This window comes from uncultured Parabacteroides sp., from assembly GCF_905196875.1.
GTDB lineage: Bacteria > Bacteroidota > Bacteroidia > Bacteroidales > Tannerellaceae > Parabacteroides.
Map to the genome: position 1 here is coordinate 159,544 of NZ_CAJJWO010000002.1, position 14,630 is coordinate 174,173.

Sequence of the window (14,630 nt, forward strand, 5' to 3'; positions counted from 1 at the left end):
CAGGGAACTGGAATTTCCTGCGGAAGAAACGCGCGTTCCCTGCCTGGGAAACTGGAGTTTCCTGCCGAGGAAATTCATTTATCTTCTTGTTGCCTGCTCTTCCGGCGGACGGAAAGAAGTAATATCTGCGTTGATCCGGTGGAAATGTATCCGGCAACGAGTTAAAAGTTAACCTGTTTTATCTTAGAAGTATGCGAAGAAACCTGTATCTTTGTGGTTTCTAATTTAAAACCAAACAGCTTTGAACGAAAAAGAATTTGAAATAATGGCTCCGGTCGGCTCGTATGAGTCGTTGATGGCAGCTATCCAGGGAGGTGCCGACTCCATCTATTTCGGTATTGAAGGACTGAATATGCGTTCGCGCTCTTCCAACAATTTCACCACCGACGACCTGCGTAAGATCGTTTCCATTTGTAAAGAACATGGTATTAAAAGTTATCTGACCGTCAATACCGTTATTTACGGGGAAGACCTGGCATTGATGCGTGAGATTATCGATGCAGCAAAGGCGGCTGAAGTGTCTGCCATTATCGCTGCGGATGTGGCTGCTATGAGCTATGCGAACCGGATCGGACAGGAAGTGCATCTTTCCACCCAGTTGAATATATCGAATGTGGAGGCACTGAAGTTTTACGCCCAGTTTGCCGATGTCGTTGTATTGGCCCGCGAACTGAATCTTACACAGGTTTCCGAAATCTACCGGCAGATTGTCGAACAGCAGATCGTTGGGCCACGGGGTGAACTGATCCGTATCGAAATGTTTGCACATGGTGCTCTGTGCATGGCCGTATCCGGCAAATGCTACCTGAGTTTGCATGAAATGAATGCTTCCGCCAACCGGGGGGCTTGCATGCAAATCTGCCGTCGTGGCTATACTGTGAAAGATAAGGACAGCAATATCGAGCTGGATATCGAGAACCAGTACATCATGTCGCCCAAAGACCTGAAGACGATCCACTTCATGAACAAGATGATGGATGCCGGCGTTCGTGTATTCAAGATAGAAGGCCGTGCCCGCGGTCCCGAATACGTGCGCATCGTCACCGAATGTTATAAGGAAGCAGTCAAGGCTTATTGCAGCGGGACGTACGATGAAGAGAAGATCGCCGCTTGGGACGAACGTTTGAAGAGTGTCTTCAACCGCGGTTTCTGGGATGGTTATTACCTCGGGCAACGCTTGGGCGAGTGGAGCAGTAAATACGGTTCCGGCTCGACAAAGAAAAAGGTATATGTGGCAAAAGGTATTAAATATTTCACAGGTATCGGCGTGGCAGAATTCGAAATGGAATCGGGCACGCTGAAAGTGGGCGACGAAATCCTGATTACCGGCCCTACAACAGGCGCCGTAATGCAGACGATCGACGAGATACGCGTAGACCTAAAGGCTGTGGAAGAAACAGTCAAAGGCGAACGTTTCTCCTTTAAAGTATCGGAAAAGGTACGCCCTTCCGACCGACTCTATAAAATGGTACCCGAAAATAATAACAACAAAGAACTGAAATAAATGAAAGAGTATATCTTTAAACTGACAGATAAGGTACGCGACTACGAATGCGACCTGCAGGGAGTCGTGAACAACGCCAACTATCAGCATTATATGGAACATACCCGTCATGAGTTCCTTGAGTCGCTGGGGGAAAACTTCGGTGCGATGCATGATAAAGGCGTCGATGGGTTTGTCTCCCATGTGGATATCGACTTCAAGACTTCCCTGAAGAGTGGCGACAGTTATATCTCCTGCCTGAATGTCTACAAGAAAGGGGTGAAGCTGGTTTTTGAACAGGATATTTACCGTGCCTCTGACGGTGCACTGGCAACGAAAGGGAAAGTGGAGTCAGTCGTTGTGCAGGACGGAAAACTGACACGGGGTGAATACTTCGATGAAATGCTTAAAAGGATACAAGATAAACTATGATATAGATCATGACCGACAAACAGATTTACCAAATTGGCTTAACTATGATAAACGGGGTGGGAGATATCCTGGCCCGTCAGCTTCTGCAGGCCTTGGGCGATGCAGAGGCAGTCTTTACGGAAAAGAAGCAGAATCTGGAGAAGATACCGGGCATCGGGAGCCTTACGGCTGCCGAGATCAAACGCCCGGAAGTTCTTCTGCAGGCTGAAAGAGAGTTGGCTTTTATTGAAAAGAACCAGATCACCTGTTACTATCTGACAGATGAAGCCTATCCCAAGCGTTTAAAGGAATGCTCCGATGCCCCTATACTTTTTTATTATAAAGGAACGGCCGACCTCGATGCTGCACGTATTATCAGCATTGTCGGGACACGCCACGCAACAGAATATGGCAGGGCTGTAACGGAAGAACTGGTACAAACCCTGTCGTTATCCTTTCCAGATCTTCTGATTGTAAGCGGGCTTGCCTATGGCATCGATGTTTGTGCTCATCGCAGTGCACTCAGAATGGGGTTGCCGACTGTCGGTGTATTGGCTCACGGACTCGACCGTATTTATCCTCCGGCACACCGTTCTACAGCTGTAGAGATGTTACAACGGGGTGGCGGATTGTTGTCCGACTTTCCCAGTGGTACGGAACCCGATAAGCCAAACTTTGTCAAACGCAACAGGATTGTAGCTGGGTTGGCAGATGCTACGATCGTGATCGAATCGGCAGAGAAAGGCGGTTCACTGATTACGGCCGATATTGCTTTTTCTTATGGCCGTGATGTCTATGCCTTTCCCGGCCGGATAAGCGATCTTCATTCCAAAGGTTGTAATGCTCTGATCCGTCAGAATAAAGCAGGATTGATAACCTCTGCTTCCGATCTGGTAAGCGCCCTTTGCTGGGATGTGGAGAAGAAAGCTTCGCCTGTCCCTGTACAGGCTGAATTGTTTTTTGAAGCAAGCGACCGGACAGAAGTGATCCTCGCCCTTCTCCGCGAGAAAGGCGAAATGCATATCGACCGTCTGGCTTTGCTTCTGAACCAACCTGTTCGAGAACTGTTTTCCCTTCTGTTTGAGCTGGAGATGAACGGCCGGATTAGGATTTTGCCGGGGAATGTTTATAAGTTGGTTTAGGATTTTGAATGGGGATTGTTTTTAACTGTCTCATAGATGACGACAGCAATGAATATCAGTGCTGTTATCCCATTTAACAAGAGCGGGTTGAAAAGATGTGCGAATGGGATAAGGATTGCAAGTACGACAACTGCAATCACATGCGACCAGGCAATCCTCTGGCAGGTGATCCATTTATAAACACTGTTGCTTATCAGGTAAATGATCGGGCCGCCCACCATCGCAAAGATTCCTCCCGCTGTCATTTCCCCCAATGGGTGATTGACCACCAGTTCGTCGCCCACTGCGCAGATGATTAGTGCCCCGACCAACACCACATGGATCGAATGGTATTTCAGCCCGAGTAAACCAGGGTTGGATACTTTTTTGATCTTCCGGCTTCCGGCTTCGCTGCTGACATCAAAATAAATCCACCACATTGCCAGGCTGTTGGTGAAGGAGATTATGGCCGCATAAATGATCGGGGTATCCCATACTTCAAAATCACTGAGTGAAGCCCCTGTCATCATGATCGTTTCGCCGAAAGCAATAATAACGAACAACTGGCACCTTTCCGCCAGGTGCTGTCCTTCGATCGTCCATTCCCTACTTGAAACTGACCGTCCGAGTCCAGGCAGATAAAAGCCGAACATCGGCGATGTATAGTCGCATAAGACAGCCACAAGCCATAGCAGGATGCGCGTATAACCTTCGTTGAATGCCCCGGCAATCCAGAAGATGGCTGAGATACAGAACCAGCCTAGTATACGTTTGAAGTTGGGGGAAAGATGGTGCTTTTTATCCAGTAAGAATACGACAACGATCGTTCTGCCCAGCTGAATGCCTACATAGCAAGCCGCAAAGACCAAGCCTCGGCTTGTGTAGGCTTCGGGAATGGAAGAAGCCATCACCAGGCCGATCAGCATCAGGACAAACAGGAGTAGCCGGATAATACGTGTCTCCGGATTGAACCAGTTTGTCACCCAAGTGGTGTGTTGCCAGGCCAGCCAGACGGCAAACCAGAGAATGATCTCCTGCAGATAACCTTGCCAGTCCAGATGATGAAGCAGGTAATGCGAGAGTTGTGTGACTGCAAAAACATAAATCAGGTCGAACAACAATTCCGAGTAAGAAACGGAAGCCCGCTCTTCCTCCCGGCTTCTTAATAAATGATGTGAAGAATGCGACATACGCCAATGATTTTATAGCCTGTATAATCCGATAACGCTTATGGAATTAGAACAACTGCCTGTTTATTTTGTTTAAGAGATGTTGCCTGTTTCTTTTTGTGTGAACGGGAACTATCTTTATCTTTGTCAAAAGCATTTTGAATATGGAATTGCGAACAGCAAATGTAGTCAGATATATCATGCCTTTACGTGAGGGTGGTTCGTTGCCTGCGCTGGCGGAGGCCGACGACGGATATAAATATGTCGTTAAGTTCAGGGGAGCCGGTCATGGAACGAAAGCCCTGATCGCCGAATTGGTCGGTGGCGAAATAGCACGTACGTTGGGTTTCCGTGTGCCTGAACTGGTCTTTTTGAACCTCGACGAGGCTTTTGGCCGTACCGAGGGGGATGAGGAGATACAAGACCTTTTGCAGGCTAGCCGCGGACTGAACCTCGGGCTCCATTTCCTGTCGGGTGCACTGACCTACGATCCTGTCGTGAATAAAGCCGGAGCAAAAACCGCCTCACAAATCGTTTGGCTCGATGCCTTATTGACCAACGTAGACCGTACGACACGCAATACCAATATGCTGATGTGGCATAAAGAATTATGGTTGATCGATCACGGCGCTTCACTCTATTTCCATTATTCATGGTTGAACTGGAGCAAGCATGCCTTAAGCCCGTTTGTCCAGGTTAAAGATCATGCGTTATTGCCTGAAGCTTCCCTACTCGAAGAGGTCGATACCGAATTTAAACGTCTGTTGACACCGCAAAAAATACAGGAGATCGTCGAACTGATTCCCGATGACTGGTTGCAATGGAACGACAGTCCTGGCACGCCGCAGGAGATAAAGGAAATATACATGGAGTTTTTAAACGGAAGGATCGCCCATTCAGACACATTTATAAAAGAAGCGCAACATGCAAGGAAAGCACTTATATGAATACGCCGTAATCCGTTTTGTTCCCCGGGTGGAACGTGAGGAGTTTATCAACGTGGGCATTATCCTGTTCTCTAAACGGGTTAAGTATATAAAAGCGCGTTATCAGGTGGACGAAAAGAAGATCCGCCTGTTCTCTTCCGAGCTGGATATAGAGTCGTTATACGCCAACCTGAAAGTATTCGACCATATCTGTTCCGGGGCAAAAGAGGGCGGTCCGATCGCCGCGATGGATATTCCCGAACGGTTCCGTTGGCTGACAGCCGTACGCAGTTCTTCGATACAGACTTCACGTCCGCATCCGGGACTATCGGAAGATCTGGAAGCTACGTTCGAAAAGTTGTTCTCGGAGTTGGTACTTTAGTCAGGAGGGTGTTCTTTTCTGCTGAAAAAAGCGTTCTTTAATTGTTAAAATTAGCAGTTTTTGCCTGTATTGCATAAAGTTTTATCTTCACTAACACTTTTTGGCGATACAGCCCTTCAAACTTAACAAATATTGGCCTGAAAAAGCTTGACAAAACCTCTTTGCAAGAGTATCTTTGTACTGTGGTTTTTTCATAATAGTATTAGATTTAAGGTTAACAAAGTTGGTTAGGGCTTGTCGTGAGACAGGCTTTAATTTTTTATATACATTCCCTCTCACATCTTTCTCATTTTACCGTTCTTGCTTCTTTTTAAATTTATATGACCGGCGACGTGTTCTTTGTTTGCTGTCGGGCGGGAAGACTGTTTTAAGGATATAATTTTTCTTTATTGATTTAAATTGTTTACTTTTGTAAATAATCAGATATTCAGGCGATTATGGTTTGTTTGAGACTGCTTGAAATCGAATCGGTAAACCTGAAAAAAGGAACAATTTGTGTACTTTACTTTATGCGAAGAATAAAATATAAAAAGATGGCTATGTTGATTTACTTTCTTATTGTTGTTGTGGGGATTTTTGTATTAGTACTAATAACCGGTCTTCTGCTGCCGGGCGAAAGAGTTGGCTCCCGGCAATGCTTTTACAATGCATCACCCGAAAAAGTCTATAACGTGCTTATCAACAATGTCGATTATGGCTACCGTAGCGACCTGAAAGAAATAATTATCCTTGAAAGCCAGGATGGAATAGAAGTCTGGGACGAGATTGCCAAAAACGGCTCCGTCATTCGTTTTAAAACGACCCGCAAAGAACCTTTCTCGCTTTATGAATTCGATATTATCAAGGCGAATGGATTTACCGGACATTGGAAAGGAGAACTGGAGGAAACAAGTACAGGGGGGACTCATTTCACATCGACCGAAACCATCCGGATGAAAAACCCCTTCCTGAAAGTACTCTCTTACCTTTTTTTCGATCTGGAGAAGTTTATGGATACCTATCAAAATGATTTGCGGACAAAGCTTTGCTCGGCATAACCCCAGAGTCTGTATATAAAAAAAGGAGTTCTTAATGAACTCCTAAGAATTTGAACGGCTGAGTGGCCACAAACTGATCGGCCGTGTTACCGGCGTATGTTTTACCATGCAGCAGGTCGAGTTTTTTGACCGGTGCGTCTGCAGAGAAATCCACATCTTTGAAATCTACCCAGAAGATATTCGGATAGGTAGTCGACTCAAAGTAATATACCTTATTTTTCTGATCGGAAACAGTTCTCCATCGCGTGGATGATATATTCGGTTGGTCGGGTGTCGTGATACCCAATGGAACAGATGTGTTGCGGATTACGCTGAATACACTGGCTATGGCCATGCGTGTGTCGTCTACCTTCGGTATCGCATTGATATAGAACGATGCCCTTACGAAACGATCGGCTGCCCGGTTTGTTCCCGGCAGGAAAGTCGTTCCCCCGATATTTTTCCAATAATCATCGAGGGCTAGTTGTTGGTCGAACACCGGTGAGTTAGTCATCACCTGGTACGATTTGCTGTGATGAATATTCAATTTTCCGTTTATGTATTCAAAGATTGCATTATCTCCCTCTGTGTCGGATATCGACAGGTGTAACGTTGCCATTCGTGTGCCGTCGGGCATCATGTCCGAGACTACTTCGAATGTTCCTTTTTCAACAAAAGCGACAGCTTCGTCTACCGTTGCAAAGTTATCCAGCATGTATTGCACCCAGGCGGCAATGGAAAGCCCCGGTTTTTTACCGTCCCACTGTGGGTATTCCGACTCAGCCAGCCAGAGCAGGTTGGCTACCAATCCTTTTTCGTTCATTCCGTCTGTGCTGCAAATATCATAGGCGGAAGTGACTACGCTTCCGTATTTTGAAGTCCATTCAAGTGGATTTTTACCTATTTCTCCATTGCGTTTCATACCTCGTGGAAATATCCAGAGGTTGCTATGAGTATCTTCCTTCCAGTCCATCGTGCGACCTGTCAGTACTGTATTGTTTTTTCCCTGGTAAACTACTCTTGTACAGGCATCCGATGGATTGAACCCTGCACTCGCGGTAATTGCCAGCAATGCTATTCCCCATTTCTTCATCTCTCTCATAATCTTAATTATAAATATGTTTCTATGATTATATAAGCGATTTGTGTATCGGATTGTTTAAAAAATAAAGGCTGAACCTGCGACTGTCACATATGTTACATTTTAAGATATATATATCCTGTATCTTTGCTTTAAATAATTAAATAATCAGACTATGGAACAGTTACATGCTCATGAAGTCCTTCATATGATGGAAGGCAATAGTTACTCGGAAGCCTCTTTAAGAGCGGCTATCATTGACCGGTTCGGTGAAACTCAGCGTTTTTATACCTGCTCGGCAGAATATATGAGTGTCGATGACCTGATAGAGTTCCTGAAGGAAAAAGGGAAATTCATGCCGTTGAATGATGGTTTTACGGTTGATATAACGAAAGTTTGCAATCATTGAAAACAGATAATTAGCCGTATGCGTAATCGTCCGGCTTCTTTTTGCCGGTATCTGTCCTTTTGTGTTACCTTTGCGTACAAATACTTTTTCGGATGCCGACGAATGCTATAATAAAAAAATCGAAAATGTGGAACTTGTGGCATGGCTGCCATAAGTTAAGCCAAGGATGTAAGCATTGCTATGTTTACCGGGGGGATGCCAAAAGAAACATAGACAGTTCGGTGGTGACGCAAACGAAAAGTTTCGATTTGCCCATACAAAAAAAGCGTAACGGCGAATACAAGATTCCTTCGGGAACGTATGTATACACCTGTTTCACCTCCGATTTTTTTGTCGAGGATGCCGATGGTTGGCGCGCTGAAGCATGGAGGATGATACGGGAACGAAGTGATCTCGAATTTATGATGATTACCAAGCGTATCGACCGTTTTTCTGCCTGTATGCCAGACGATTGGGGAGAAGGATATGCCAACGTCACAATCTGTTGCACGATCGAGAACCAGGAATGTGCCGATTACCGCCTGCCTATTTATAAAGCGGCTCCGATCAAACATAAAATCATTATTTGTGAGCCTTTACTGGGAGCGATAGATCTACATCCTTATCATATCGGCGGATGGGTTGAGCAGGTGGTTGTGGGTGGCGAGTCCGGCATTGAAGCCCGTCCATGTGATTTTGATTGGGTAATGGCCTTGCACGACGTCTGTGTGGAAAATGGTGTCTCTTTCTGGTTCAAACAGACCGGTGCGAAATTTATCAAAGATGGTGTATTATATGCGATTAAGCGGCAGTTCCAGCATTCGCAGGCCCGTAAGGCTGATATAAATTTCAAATAGTTCCAAATTTGAACCAGATGTATTATTCATAATATTTATATAACTTGCCGTCGGTTTATCTATCTGATATATTAATTCTTTAAACAATGAGAAACAAATTTCTGCTATTTTCAATACTTCCCCTTTTTCTGACGACATTGCTGATTTCCTGCAGCGGTCTTGAAAGGGAGAAAGATACTCTTGAACTGGATAAAAGTTCTATCAGTATAAATCAGGAGGGAGGAACTGATTATGTAAATCTAATGGCCAACGGCCCCTGGAAGGTTCAGGATGTTCCCGAATGGATTTCTTTGAGTAGTACATCCGGTGACTATTCGGAGACCATGACTGTGGAGGTAAAAGAAAACAAAGAACCTGCCCGTAGAACTGCATCTTTGTTGTTTATCCGGGGAAAGGCGAGCGAAACATTGGATATCGAACAATTGGGACTGGATGAGATGGCTCCTTTTATTAAACTGGATAAAAACGGGCTGGATGTAGGATGCTTTACCGGAACTCAAAAGGTAAAACTAACGACTAACAGGCCGTGGAAATTGTTTTTTGCTCCTAATTGGGTTACTGTAACACCTTCCTCGGGTGATGAATCGGCCGAGATAACGATTTCCATTGCGGAAAACCGTAATCCGGAGGGAAGGCAGTCGATAATTGTATTTCGCGGTGAGTCCGAAGATAAGGCATTGGATATCCGCCAATCCGGCCTTTTTGATATAGCCATAATGCCGGGCTTGCCTATATTTCATTTTAAGCGGATGGAATACAGCTCCGAACTGAGCAGGTGCCTTGTATGGGCCAATAGTCTGTTCATAAATCCGTCTGTCCGGAATGAAATCTATCTGGGTAACCTCGTTTGTCCAACTACCCAGTCTAATACGAATATTCCCGGTTTTACCGGATATACATACAATCCAATTACAATTTCAACCTCGGCAGCTGTTTCTGAAGTTGTAAAAACCTATCTTCCTTCACGATCGGATCAGGATGATTTTGCCCGACAGATCGCTGAACAAATGCCAGATCGAAAAGGATCTTTTATTGAAGATAAAGGAGCGTTCGAGTTTTATACCCATAAACAATTACAAGTGATCGGAATGATTAATCTGGGTGTGAAGCTGGATGAACTTGTGTCGGGTTTTCCTTATACGGAAAAAGAGATGGCCAGAAAATACGGCTTGATTTATTCTTTCAAACGGACATTCTTTAGTTTAGATATAAATATTCCTGAAAAGCTGATACAGGAAGAACTGAAAGAGGCGGACCTGGAAAAAGGTGTGTCGTATGTTTCGTCTATCACTTATGGTAGGGTCGGTTTGTTGATTGTTGAGTCGGATACGGATTCACGAGAGGTTAAAGCTGCTGTGAATCGCTTGATTGAAAATAAATCGTTATCGCAGGAAGAGTCTGAGCTTCTTTCGGCAGTAGACGTTTACTATGTTTATTTCGACAAAGATAAGAATGTACAAGTAGAGAAAGGTGGTATGGAAGTCGTGAATGCATATAAAGAAGCTACTTTACTGGGAGTAGACGGTATTTATCCTGTTGAATTCTGGTTGGCCGATTATATGGATAATTCGCCGGAAACTCTCTCGTTCACTTATAGGACGGGAGAATAAGAAAGATCGTAATTAATAAAAAGAGATGTACCTGGATATATCCTGATACACCTCTTTTTAGATTATAGTAAATCGATACGATTGTTTATTTGGCAGGATGAATGTCCAGTTTCACAGGATGGATCATGTTCTCCGGACTTAAGATCGTATCCAGTTGTTCCTTTGTCAGTATGCTATGATCCAATACCAGTTGATATACGCTTTTACCTGTCTCCAGCGCCTCTTTGGCTATTTTCGTGGAATTTTTATAACCGATAACCGGGTTTAAGGCAGTCACCACTCCAATACTGTGATGTACTTCTTCGATGCAATGTTCGGCATTGGCAACTATTCCTTCTACACAAAGGGTACGCAGTGTTTCAAAGCCGTTCATAAGCAATTCGGCAGACTCGAAGCAGCATTGTGCCATAACCGGCTCCATTGCATTCAGTTCCATTTGGGCAGCTTCACCGGCTATTGTCACACAAAGCTCGTTGCCGATCACCTTATAGGCGATCTGGTTCATCACTTCCGGGATGACCGGATTTACTTTTCCCGGCATAATGGAAGAACCAGGTTGCATAGCTGGCAGATTGAACTCGCCTAATCCACAGCGCGGGCCGCTTGCCAACAGACGAAGGTCGTTGCATATCTTATTTATTTTGACGGCTACCCGCTTCATGGCTGCGGCATAACCAACCAGGCAGGATGTGTCGGAGGTTGCACCAACCAGATCGGCAGATAGTTTGATATCCCATCCGGTAATTTCACGCAGGGCTTCGATGCATTTTTCTGCATATCCCGGTTCTGCGCAAATGCCTGTACCGATAGCTGTTGCTCCCATATTGACAGTCAAGAAATCATTCGCTGCATGATTCAGGTGTGCAATTTCATCCTGCAGGATACTGGCAAAGCCGTTGAATGTTTGTCCTAGGGTCATTGGAACAGCATCTTCCAGTTGAGTACGTCCCATTTTGATGATATGGGCAAATTCTTCTCCTTTTTTGCGGAAAGAAGCAATCAATGCTTCCAGATAAGGGAGCAACCGGAGATGTGTGGCATACATACCCAGGTGGATGGCTGTCGGATAGGCATCGTTGGTCGATTGCGAACGGTTCACATGATCGTTGGGTGAGCAGTAGGTGTATTCTCCCCGCTGATGTCCCATGATTTCAAGGGCACGGTTGGCTATGACTTCGTTGGCGTTCATGTTGGTGGTCGTACCGGCACCTCCCTGGATCATGTCGACCGGGAATTGTTCGTGGTGCTGTCCGTCCAATATTTCGCGGCAAGCCTGTGTGATGGCGCGGTATTGTTCGTTTGTCAGCAGTTCCAGAGCGTAGTTGGCTTCGGCTGCTGCCAATTTAGTGATCGCTAGTCCGTTGATAAATAACGGATATTCGTTGAGGTGAAATTTGCTGATGGAGAAATTCTCGATCCCTCTGAGTGTCTGTACGCCGTATAATGCTTCGGCCGGTATTTCCCGGGCACCGATCAGATCACTCTCAGTGCGGGTTTTTCCTGTAAATTCAGTATTCATATTAATACGTTGTTTTATAATGTTTATATTAATTGCCTGTATAGAAATTTTCCGGGACGGTTACTTCGCCGATCAGCGAACAATGTATATGATCCTTTACTTCTTCGGGTGTCAGTCCTTGTCCGAAGAGAAACATAAGTTTGGTTACGGCGCATTCTGTCGTACCGTCGAACCCGCTTACTACACCGGCTTCCAAAAGTTTATATCCTGTTTCGGGATTTTTGATCATCCCAATGGTTCCTCCTGTATATATTAGCAGAATGGACGGTTTATCTTCTTTGCGTATATTCATGTTCGATGCTGTCGTCTTTTGTTTACGCAGCAAAGATATCAAATGTCATTTTGAAATCAAAAAATGTTTTGATGTATTTAAAATATGTCAATCTTTTTATTGTATGCGGGGAGTATTCTTTTTGTTTGTGTTAAAATGATATTTCTATTTTCTGTATTTGCAAATATCGTCAACAGAGACAACGGTCATATCATGTTGTGTGGCGAAACGGATAATTTCAGGAAGGCGAGCCATTGTTCCGTCTTCGTTTGTCAGTTCACAAAGAACGGCTGTATCTCCCAGTCCGGCAAGTTTTACGAGATCTACACTTCCTTCTGTATGCCCTCTTCTTTCCAGGACTCCTTTTTCTCTTGCTTGTAAGGGAAATACATGGCCCGGATGGGATAAGTCTTCTGGTTTTGCTTCCCGGGCGATTGCTGTTTTTATTGTCTGTATTCTGTCGACTGCCGAAACACCGGTGGTGACACCTTCTTTGGCTTCTATTGAGATCGTGAAGGCTGTCTGGTTTTTACTGGAGTTTTCTTCTACCATCTGAGGCAGACCGAGTGACCGGCATTTCTCGGGGGTAAGGCAAAGGCAGACGATCCCACTGCATTCACGAATCATCAGGGTCATATCTTTAACCGTCATCTTTTCTGCGGAGTAAATAATATCACCTTCATTTTCCCTGTTCTCATCATCGACAAGTAAAATGCCTTTTCCTGCCTGTAAATAACTGATTGCTTTTTCTACGCGTTCCTTGTAGTCAACTCCGAAATCTTTAATTGTTTTCATTTTCAAACCCTGTTATTAGTTTTATATAAAGTAAAGTATACAACAGGGCAAAGGGGAGTATATGCAACACTTCTACTACATATATAGATATGTTGGTAGAAATGTCATATAAGTCATATTGTCTTCTTCTCTCATCCAGACTTTAACTGTCGGTTCCGGAATTTCACCAGATCAGTCCCCTGTAATATATCCAGAGGAGTCGCGGACTGTCACCGCCGGTAGGGAATCTCACCCTGCCCCGAAGAATACTGGTCACAAAAATAGGAAGAATTAGTAAAACAAATGGAAAAGAACTGACTAAATAAGGTTTTTTACTACATTTGTACATATCCGTAAAATCAAATTTATGAAACACCAATGTGTAAAATGCCCTTTGCGGGCGAAATATGACCGGGCTCCCCAATCACTGGTAGGGAAATTCTGGCGTTGGCATATTAATTTTTGCCCGGGCTGGAAAGCCTATTTCACTTCATTAAGTCTCGAAGAGCAGCAGTCTTTACGTGATAAATATAGTTTCAAGAAATACCTTTGATGAATATGATTACTGATATCCGTTTGCGAAGTCAGCAGTTGTTGAAACCTGAGTTCAAAGACCCGAGGGATCTTGTGTCGTGGATGGGAGGCATGCAGGCACAGGATTATCCGAGAGCGAAATGGGCGCTTGGGACCAGGTTGAAATCTGCTACGATCCGGACAGTAGACGAGGCTATCTGGCGAGGGGACATCCTTCGTACTCATGTGATGCGTCCGACATGGCATTTTGTGACTTCTGAGGATATCCGATGGATGTTGAAACTGTCGTCGCAACGGATTATAACTGCATGTAACTCATTTGCTAGAAGTAATGGAATAGACATACCGGAAAGTCTGTATACAAAGGCTAATGACCATTTCTGCAAGATACTGGAAGGAAATAACCATCTTACTAAACAGGAATTGGGAGATGAAATGGTAAAGGCCGGTATTATTCCCGATCCTGCCGCAGTGGGCTATCTGATAACGAGGGCCGAGCAGGAAGGGATTATTTGTAGTGGTAATGACAAAGAGGGTAAATTTACCCATGCATTATTGGAAGAACGGGCACCTATGGCAAAAGAGTTACCGCGGGAGGAAGCGCTGGCTTTATTAGCCAGAAAATATTTCAGAAGCCATTCGCCTGCTACTCTGGATGATTTTGTGTGGTGGTCCGGATTGTCGCTCACTGAAGCCCGCCAGGCTGTGGCATTGATCGACTCGGAATTGGTTGAGGATAAATTCTCTTCTCAAACCTTTTTTGTTCATCAACAGTGGAAAAAAAGGATGAGAAGCTGTGACGTGTTACATTTCTTACCGCCTTATGATGAATATCTGATCAGCTATAAGGATCGTACAGCAGCAATGGATAAAGAGCATCATCCTAAAGCTTTTAATAACTTTGGTATATTTTATCCGGTTATCTTGCACAATGGAAGAATTGTCGGAAACTGGAAAAAGATGGTAAAGAGAGGGGAGATCTCCATTGAAACTTCTTTCTTCGAAGAATGCCGGAAACCGGATAATGAGCAGATTGAAAAGGCAGCCGACAGATATAAACGTTTTGTATTTTGAATATAGAAAGATTG

15 protein-coding genes, 1 pseudogene and 1 riboswitch are annotated in these 14,630 nt (G+C 44.6%); of the genes and pseudogenes, 11 read left to right on the forward strand and 5 right to left on the reverse strand.

Annotated elements, in window-relative coordinates; all coding sequences use genetic code 11:
• Positions 1 to 241 precede the first annotated feature (241 nt).
• Genes QZ076_RS01475 through dprA form a run of 3 tightly spaced genes read left to right on the forward strand, consistent with a single transcriptional unit; the run spans position 242 to position 3,036 of the window.
• The gene (locus QZ076_RS01475) at positions 242 to 1,504 is read left to right on the forward strand and encodes a peptidase U32 family protein (RefSeq protein WP_293709645.1); all 1,263 of its coding nucleotides are present in this window, start codon (positions 242 to 244) and stop codon (positions 1,502 to 1,504) included.
• Complete coding sequence (locus QZ076_RS01480) at positions 1,505 to 1,915, forward strand: acyl-CoA thioesterase (RefSeq protein ID WP_293709647.1); 411 nt, start codon at positions 1,505 to 1,507, stop codon at positions 1,913 to 1,915.
• A gap of 8 nt (positions 1,916 to 1,923) precedes the next feature.
• Positions 1,924 to 3,036 carry a DNA-processing protein DprA gene (gene dprA, locus QZ076_RS01485; RefSeq protein ID WP_293709649.1) on the forward strand — a complete coding sequence of 371 codons (1,113 nt, stop codon included), beginning with the start codon at positions 1,924 to 1,926 and terminating at the stop codon, positions 3,034 to 3,036.
• Here the strand turns inward: dprA and QZ076_RS01490 are convergent.
• Positions 3,033 to 4,205: a low temperature requirement protein A gene (locus QZ076_RS01490; RefSeq protein WP_293709651.1), complete on the reverse strand. Its 1,173-nt coding sequence runs from the start codon at positions 4,203 to 4,205 to the stop codon at positions 3,033 to 3,035. The two genes, dprA and QZ076_RS01490, sit on opposite strands and share 4 nt — an antisense overlap.
• A gap of 143 nt (positions 4,206 to 4,348) precedes the next feature.
• On the opposite strand from QZ076_RS01490, the gene QZ076_RS01495 reads away from it, so the two are divergent.
• The 3 genes from QZ076_RS01495 (at position 4,349) to QZ076_RS01505 (ending at position 6,529) form a co-directional block, all read left to right on the forward strand.
• Entirely contained in the window at positions 4,349 to 5,131 is a 783-nt protein-coding gene (locus tag QZ076_RS01495; protein WP_293709653.1) for a HipA family kinase, read from the forward strand.
• Complete coding sequence (locus QZ076_RS01500) at positions 5,109 to 5,492, forward strand: DUF3037 domain-containing protein (protein ID WP_293709655.1); 384 nt, start codon at positions 5,109 to 5,111, stop codon at positions 5,490 to 5,492. Before QZ076_RS01495 ends, QZ076_RS01500 begins: the two co-directional genes overlap by 23 nt.
• 533 nt (positions 5,493 to 6,025) lie before the next feature.
• Entirely contained in the window at positions 6,026 to 6,529 is a 504-nt protein-coding gene (locus tag QZ076_RS01505; protein ID WP_293709657.1) for an SRPBCC family protein, read from the forward strand.
• Positions 6,530 to 6,560: 31 nt separating this feature from the next.
• On the opposite strand, the gene QZ076_RS01510 is transcribed toward QZ076_RS01505, so the two are convergent.
• Entirely contained in the window at positions 6,561 to 7,601 is a 1,041-nt protein-coding gene (locus QZ076_RS01510; RefSeq protein WP_293709720.1) for a linear amide C-N hydrolase, read from the reverse strand.
• 163 nt (positions 7,602 to 7,764) lie between these two features.
• On the opposite strand from QZ076_RS01510, the gene QZ076_RS01515 reads away from it, so the two are divergent.
• The 3 genes from QZ076_RS01515 to QZ076_RS01525 all read left to right on the forward strand — a co-directional run bounded on the left by QZ076_RS01515 (position 7,765) and on the right by QZ076_RS01525 (position 10,444).
• The gene (locus QZ076_RS01515) at positions 7,765 to 7,998 is read left to right on the forward strand and encodes a YecH family metal-binding protein (RefSeq protein ID WP_293709659.1); all 234 of its coding nucleotides are present in this window, start codon (positions 7,765 to 7,767) and stop codon (positions 7,996 to 7,998) included.
• A 92-nt stretch (positions 7,999 to 8,090) separates the two neighbouring features.
• Complete coding sequence (locus tag QZ076_RS01520; RefSeq protein WP_293709661.1) at positions 8,091 to 8,834, forward strand: DUF5131 family protein; 744 nt, start codon at positions 8,091 to 8,093, stop codon at positions 8,832 to 8,834.
• Between the two features lie 86 nt (positions 8,835 to 8,920).
• Positions 8,921 to 10,444 (forward strand): BACON domain-containing carbohydrate-binding protein, encoded by a 1,524-nt coding sequence (locus tag QZ076_RS01525; protein WP_293709663.1) that lies wholly within the window; start codon positions 8,921 to 8,923, stop codon positions 10,442 to 10,444.
• Between the two features lie 85 nt (positions 10,445 to 10,529).
• On the opposite strand, the gene QZ076_RS01530 is transcribed toward QZ076_RS01525, so the two are convergent.
• The 3 genes and pseudogenes from QZ076_RS01530 to ribB all read right to left on the reverse strand — a co-directional run bounded on the left by QZ076_RS01530 (position 10,530) and on the right by ribB (position 13,029).
• Positions 10,530 to 11,963, reverse strand: coding sequence for an aspartate ammonia-lyase (locus QZ076_RS01530; protein ID WP_293709665.1), 1,434 nt, complete (start codon positions 11,961 to 11,963; stop codon positions 10,530 to 10,532).
• A 28-nt stretch (positions 11,964 to 11,991) separates the two neighbouring features.
• Positions 11,992 to 12,177 (reverse strand): annotated as a pseudogene (locus QZ076_RS01535) (L-asparaginase 1); the annotation flags it as partial.
• Positions 12,178 to 12,399: 222 nt separating this feature from the next.
• Positions 12,400 to 13,029 (reverse strand): 3,4-dihydroxy-2-butanone-4-phosphate synthase, encoded by a 630-nt coding sequence (gene ribB / locus QZ076_RS01540; RefSeq protein ID WP_293709667.1) that lies wholly within the window; start codon positions 13,027 to 13,029, stop codon positions 12,400 to 12,402.
• Between the two features lie 119 nt (positions 13,030 to 13,148).
• Positions 13,149 to 13,279, reverse strand: a riboswitch (FMN riboswitch).
• Between the two features lie 96 nt (positions 13,280 to 13,375).
• Between ribB and QZ076_RS01545 the strand changes: the two genes are divergently transcribed.
• Positions 13,376 to 13,561 carry a hypothetical protein gene (locus QZ076_RS01545; RefSeq protein ID WP_293709669.1) on the forward strand — a complete coding sequence of 62 codons (186 nt, stop codon included), beginning with the start codon at positions 13,376 to 13,378 and terminating at the stop codon, positions 13,559 to 13,561.
• The gene (locus QZ076_RS01550) at positions 13,561 to 14,616 is read left to right on the forward strand and encodes a winged helix DNA-binding domain-containing protein (protein ID WP_293709671.1); all 1,056 of its coding nucleotides are present in this window, start codon (positions 13,561 to 13,563) and stop codon (positions 14,614 to 14,616) included. The genes QZ076_RS01545 and QZ076_RS01550 overlap by 1 nt, the downstream gene beginning before the upstream one ends.
• Positions 14,617 to 14,630 lie beyond the last annotated feature (14 nt).

Coding starts and splice junctions, on each gene's coding strand:
- QZ076_RS01480 (WP_293709647.1), top strand. CDS start 1,505: ATGAAAGAGTATATCTTTAAACTGACAGATAAGGTACGCGACTACGAA.
- dprA (WP_293709649.1), top strand. CDS start 1,924: ATGACCGACAAACAGATTTACCAAATTGGCTTAACTATGATAAACGGG.
- QZ076_RS01490 (WP_293709651.1), bottom strand. CDS start 4,205: ATGTCGCATTCTTCACATCATTTATTAAGAAGCCGGGAGGAAGAGCGG.
- QZ076_RS01495 (WP_293709653.1), top strand. CDS start 4,349: ATGGAATTGCGAACAGCAAATGTAGTCAGATATATCATGCCTTTACGT.
- QZ076_RS01500 (WP_293709655.1), top strand. CDS start 5,109: ATGCAAGGAAAGCACTTATATGAATACGCCGTAATCCGTTTTGTTCCC.
- QZ076_RS01505 (WP_293709657.1), top strand. CDS start 6,026: ATGGCTATGTTGATTTACTTTCTTATTGTTGTTGTGGGGATTTTTGTA.
- QZ076_RS01510 (WP_293709720.1), bottom strand. CDS start 7,601: ATGAAGAAATGGGGAATAGCATTGCTGGCAATTACCGCGAGTGCAGGG.
- QZ076_RS01515 (WP_293709659.1), top strand. CDS start 7,765: ATGGAACAGTTACATGCTCATGAAGTCCTTCATATGATGGAAGGCAAT.
- QZ076_RS01520 (WP_293709661.1), top strand. CDS start 8,091: ATGCCGACGAATGCTATAATAAAAAAATCGAAAATGTGGAACTTGTGG.
- QZ076_RS01525 (WP_293709663.1), top strand. CDS start 8,921: ATGAGAAACAAATTTCTGCTATTTTCAATACTTCCCCTTTTTCTGACG.
- QZ076_RS01530 (WP_293709665.1), bottom strand. CDS start 11,963: ATGAATACTGAATTTACAGGAAAAACCCGCACTGAGAGTGATCTGATC.
- ribB (WP_293709667.1), bottom strand. CDS start 13,029: ATGAAAACAATTAAAGATTTCGGAGTTGACTACAAGGAACGCGTAGAA.
- QZ076_RS01545 (WP_293709669.1), top strand. CDS start 13,376: ATGAAACACCAATGTGTAAAATGCCCTTTGCGGGCGAAATATGACCGG.
- QZ076_RS01550 (WP_293709671.1), top strand. CDS start 13,561: ATGAATATGATTACTGATATCCGTTTGCGAAGTCAGCAGTTGTTGAAA.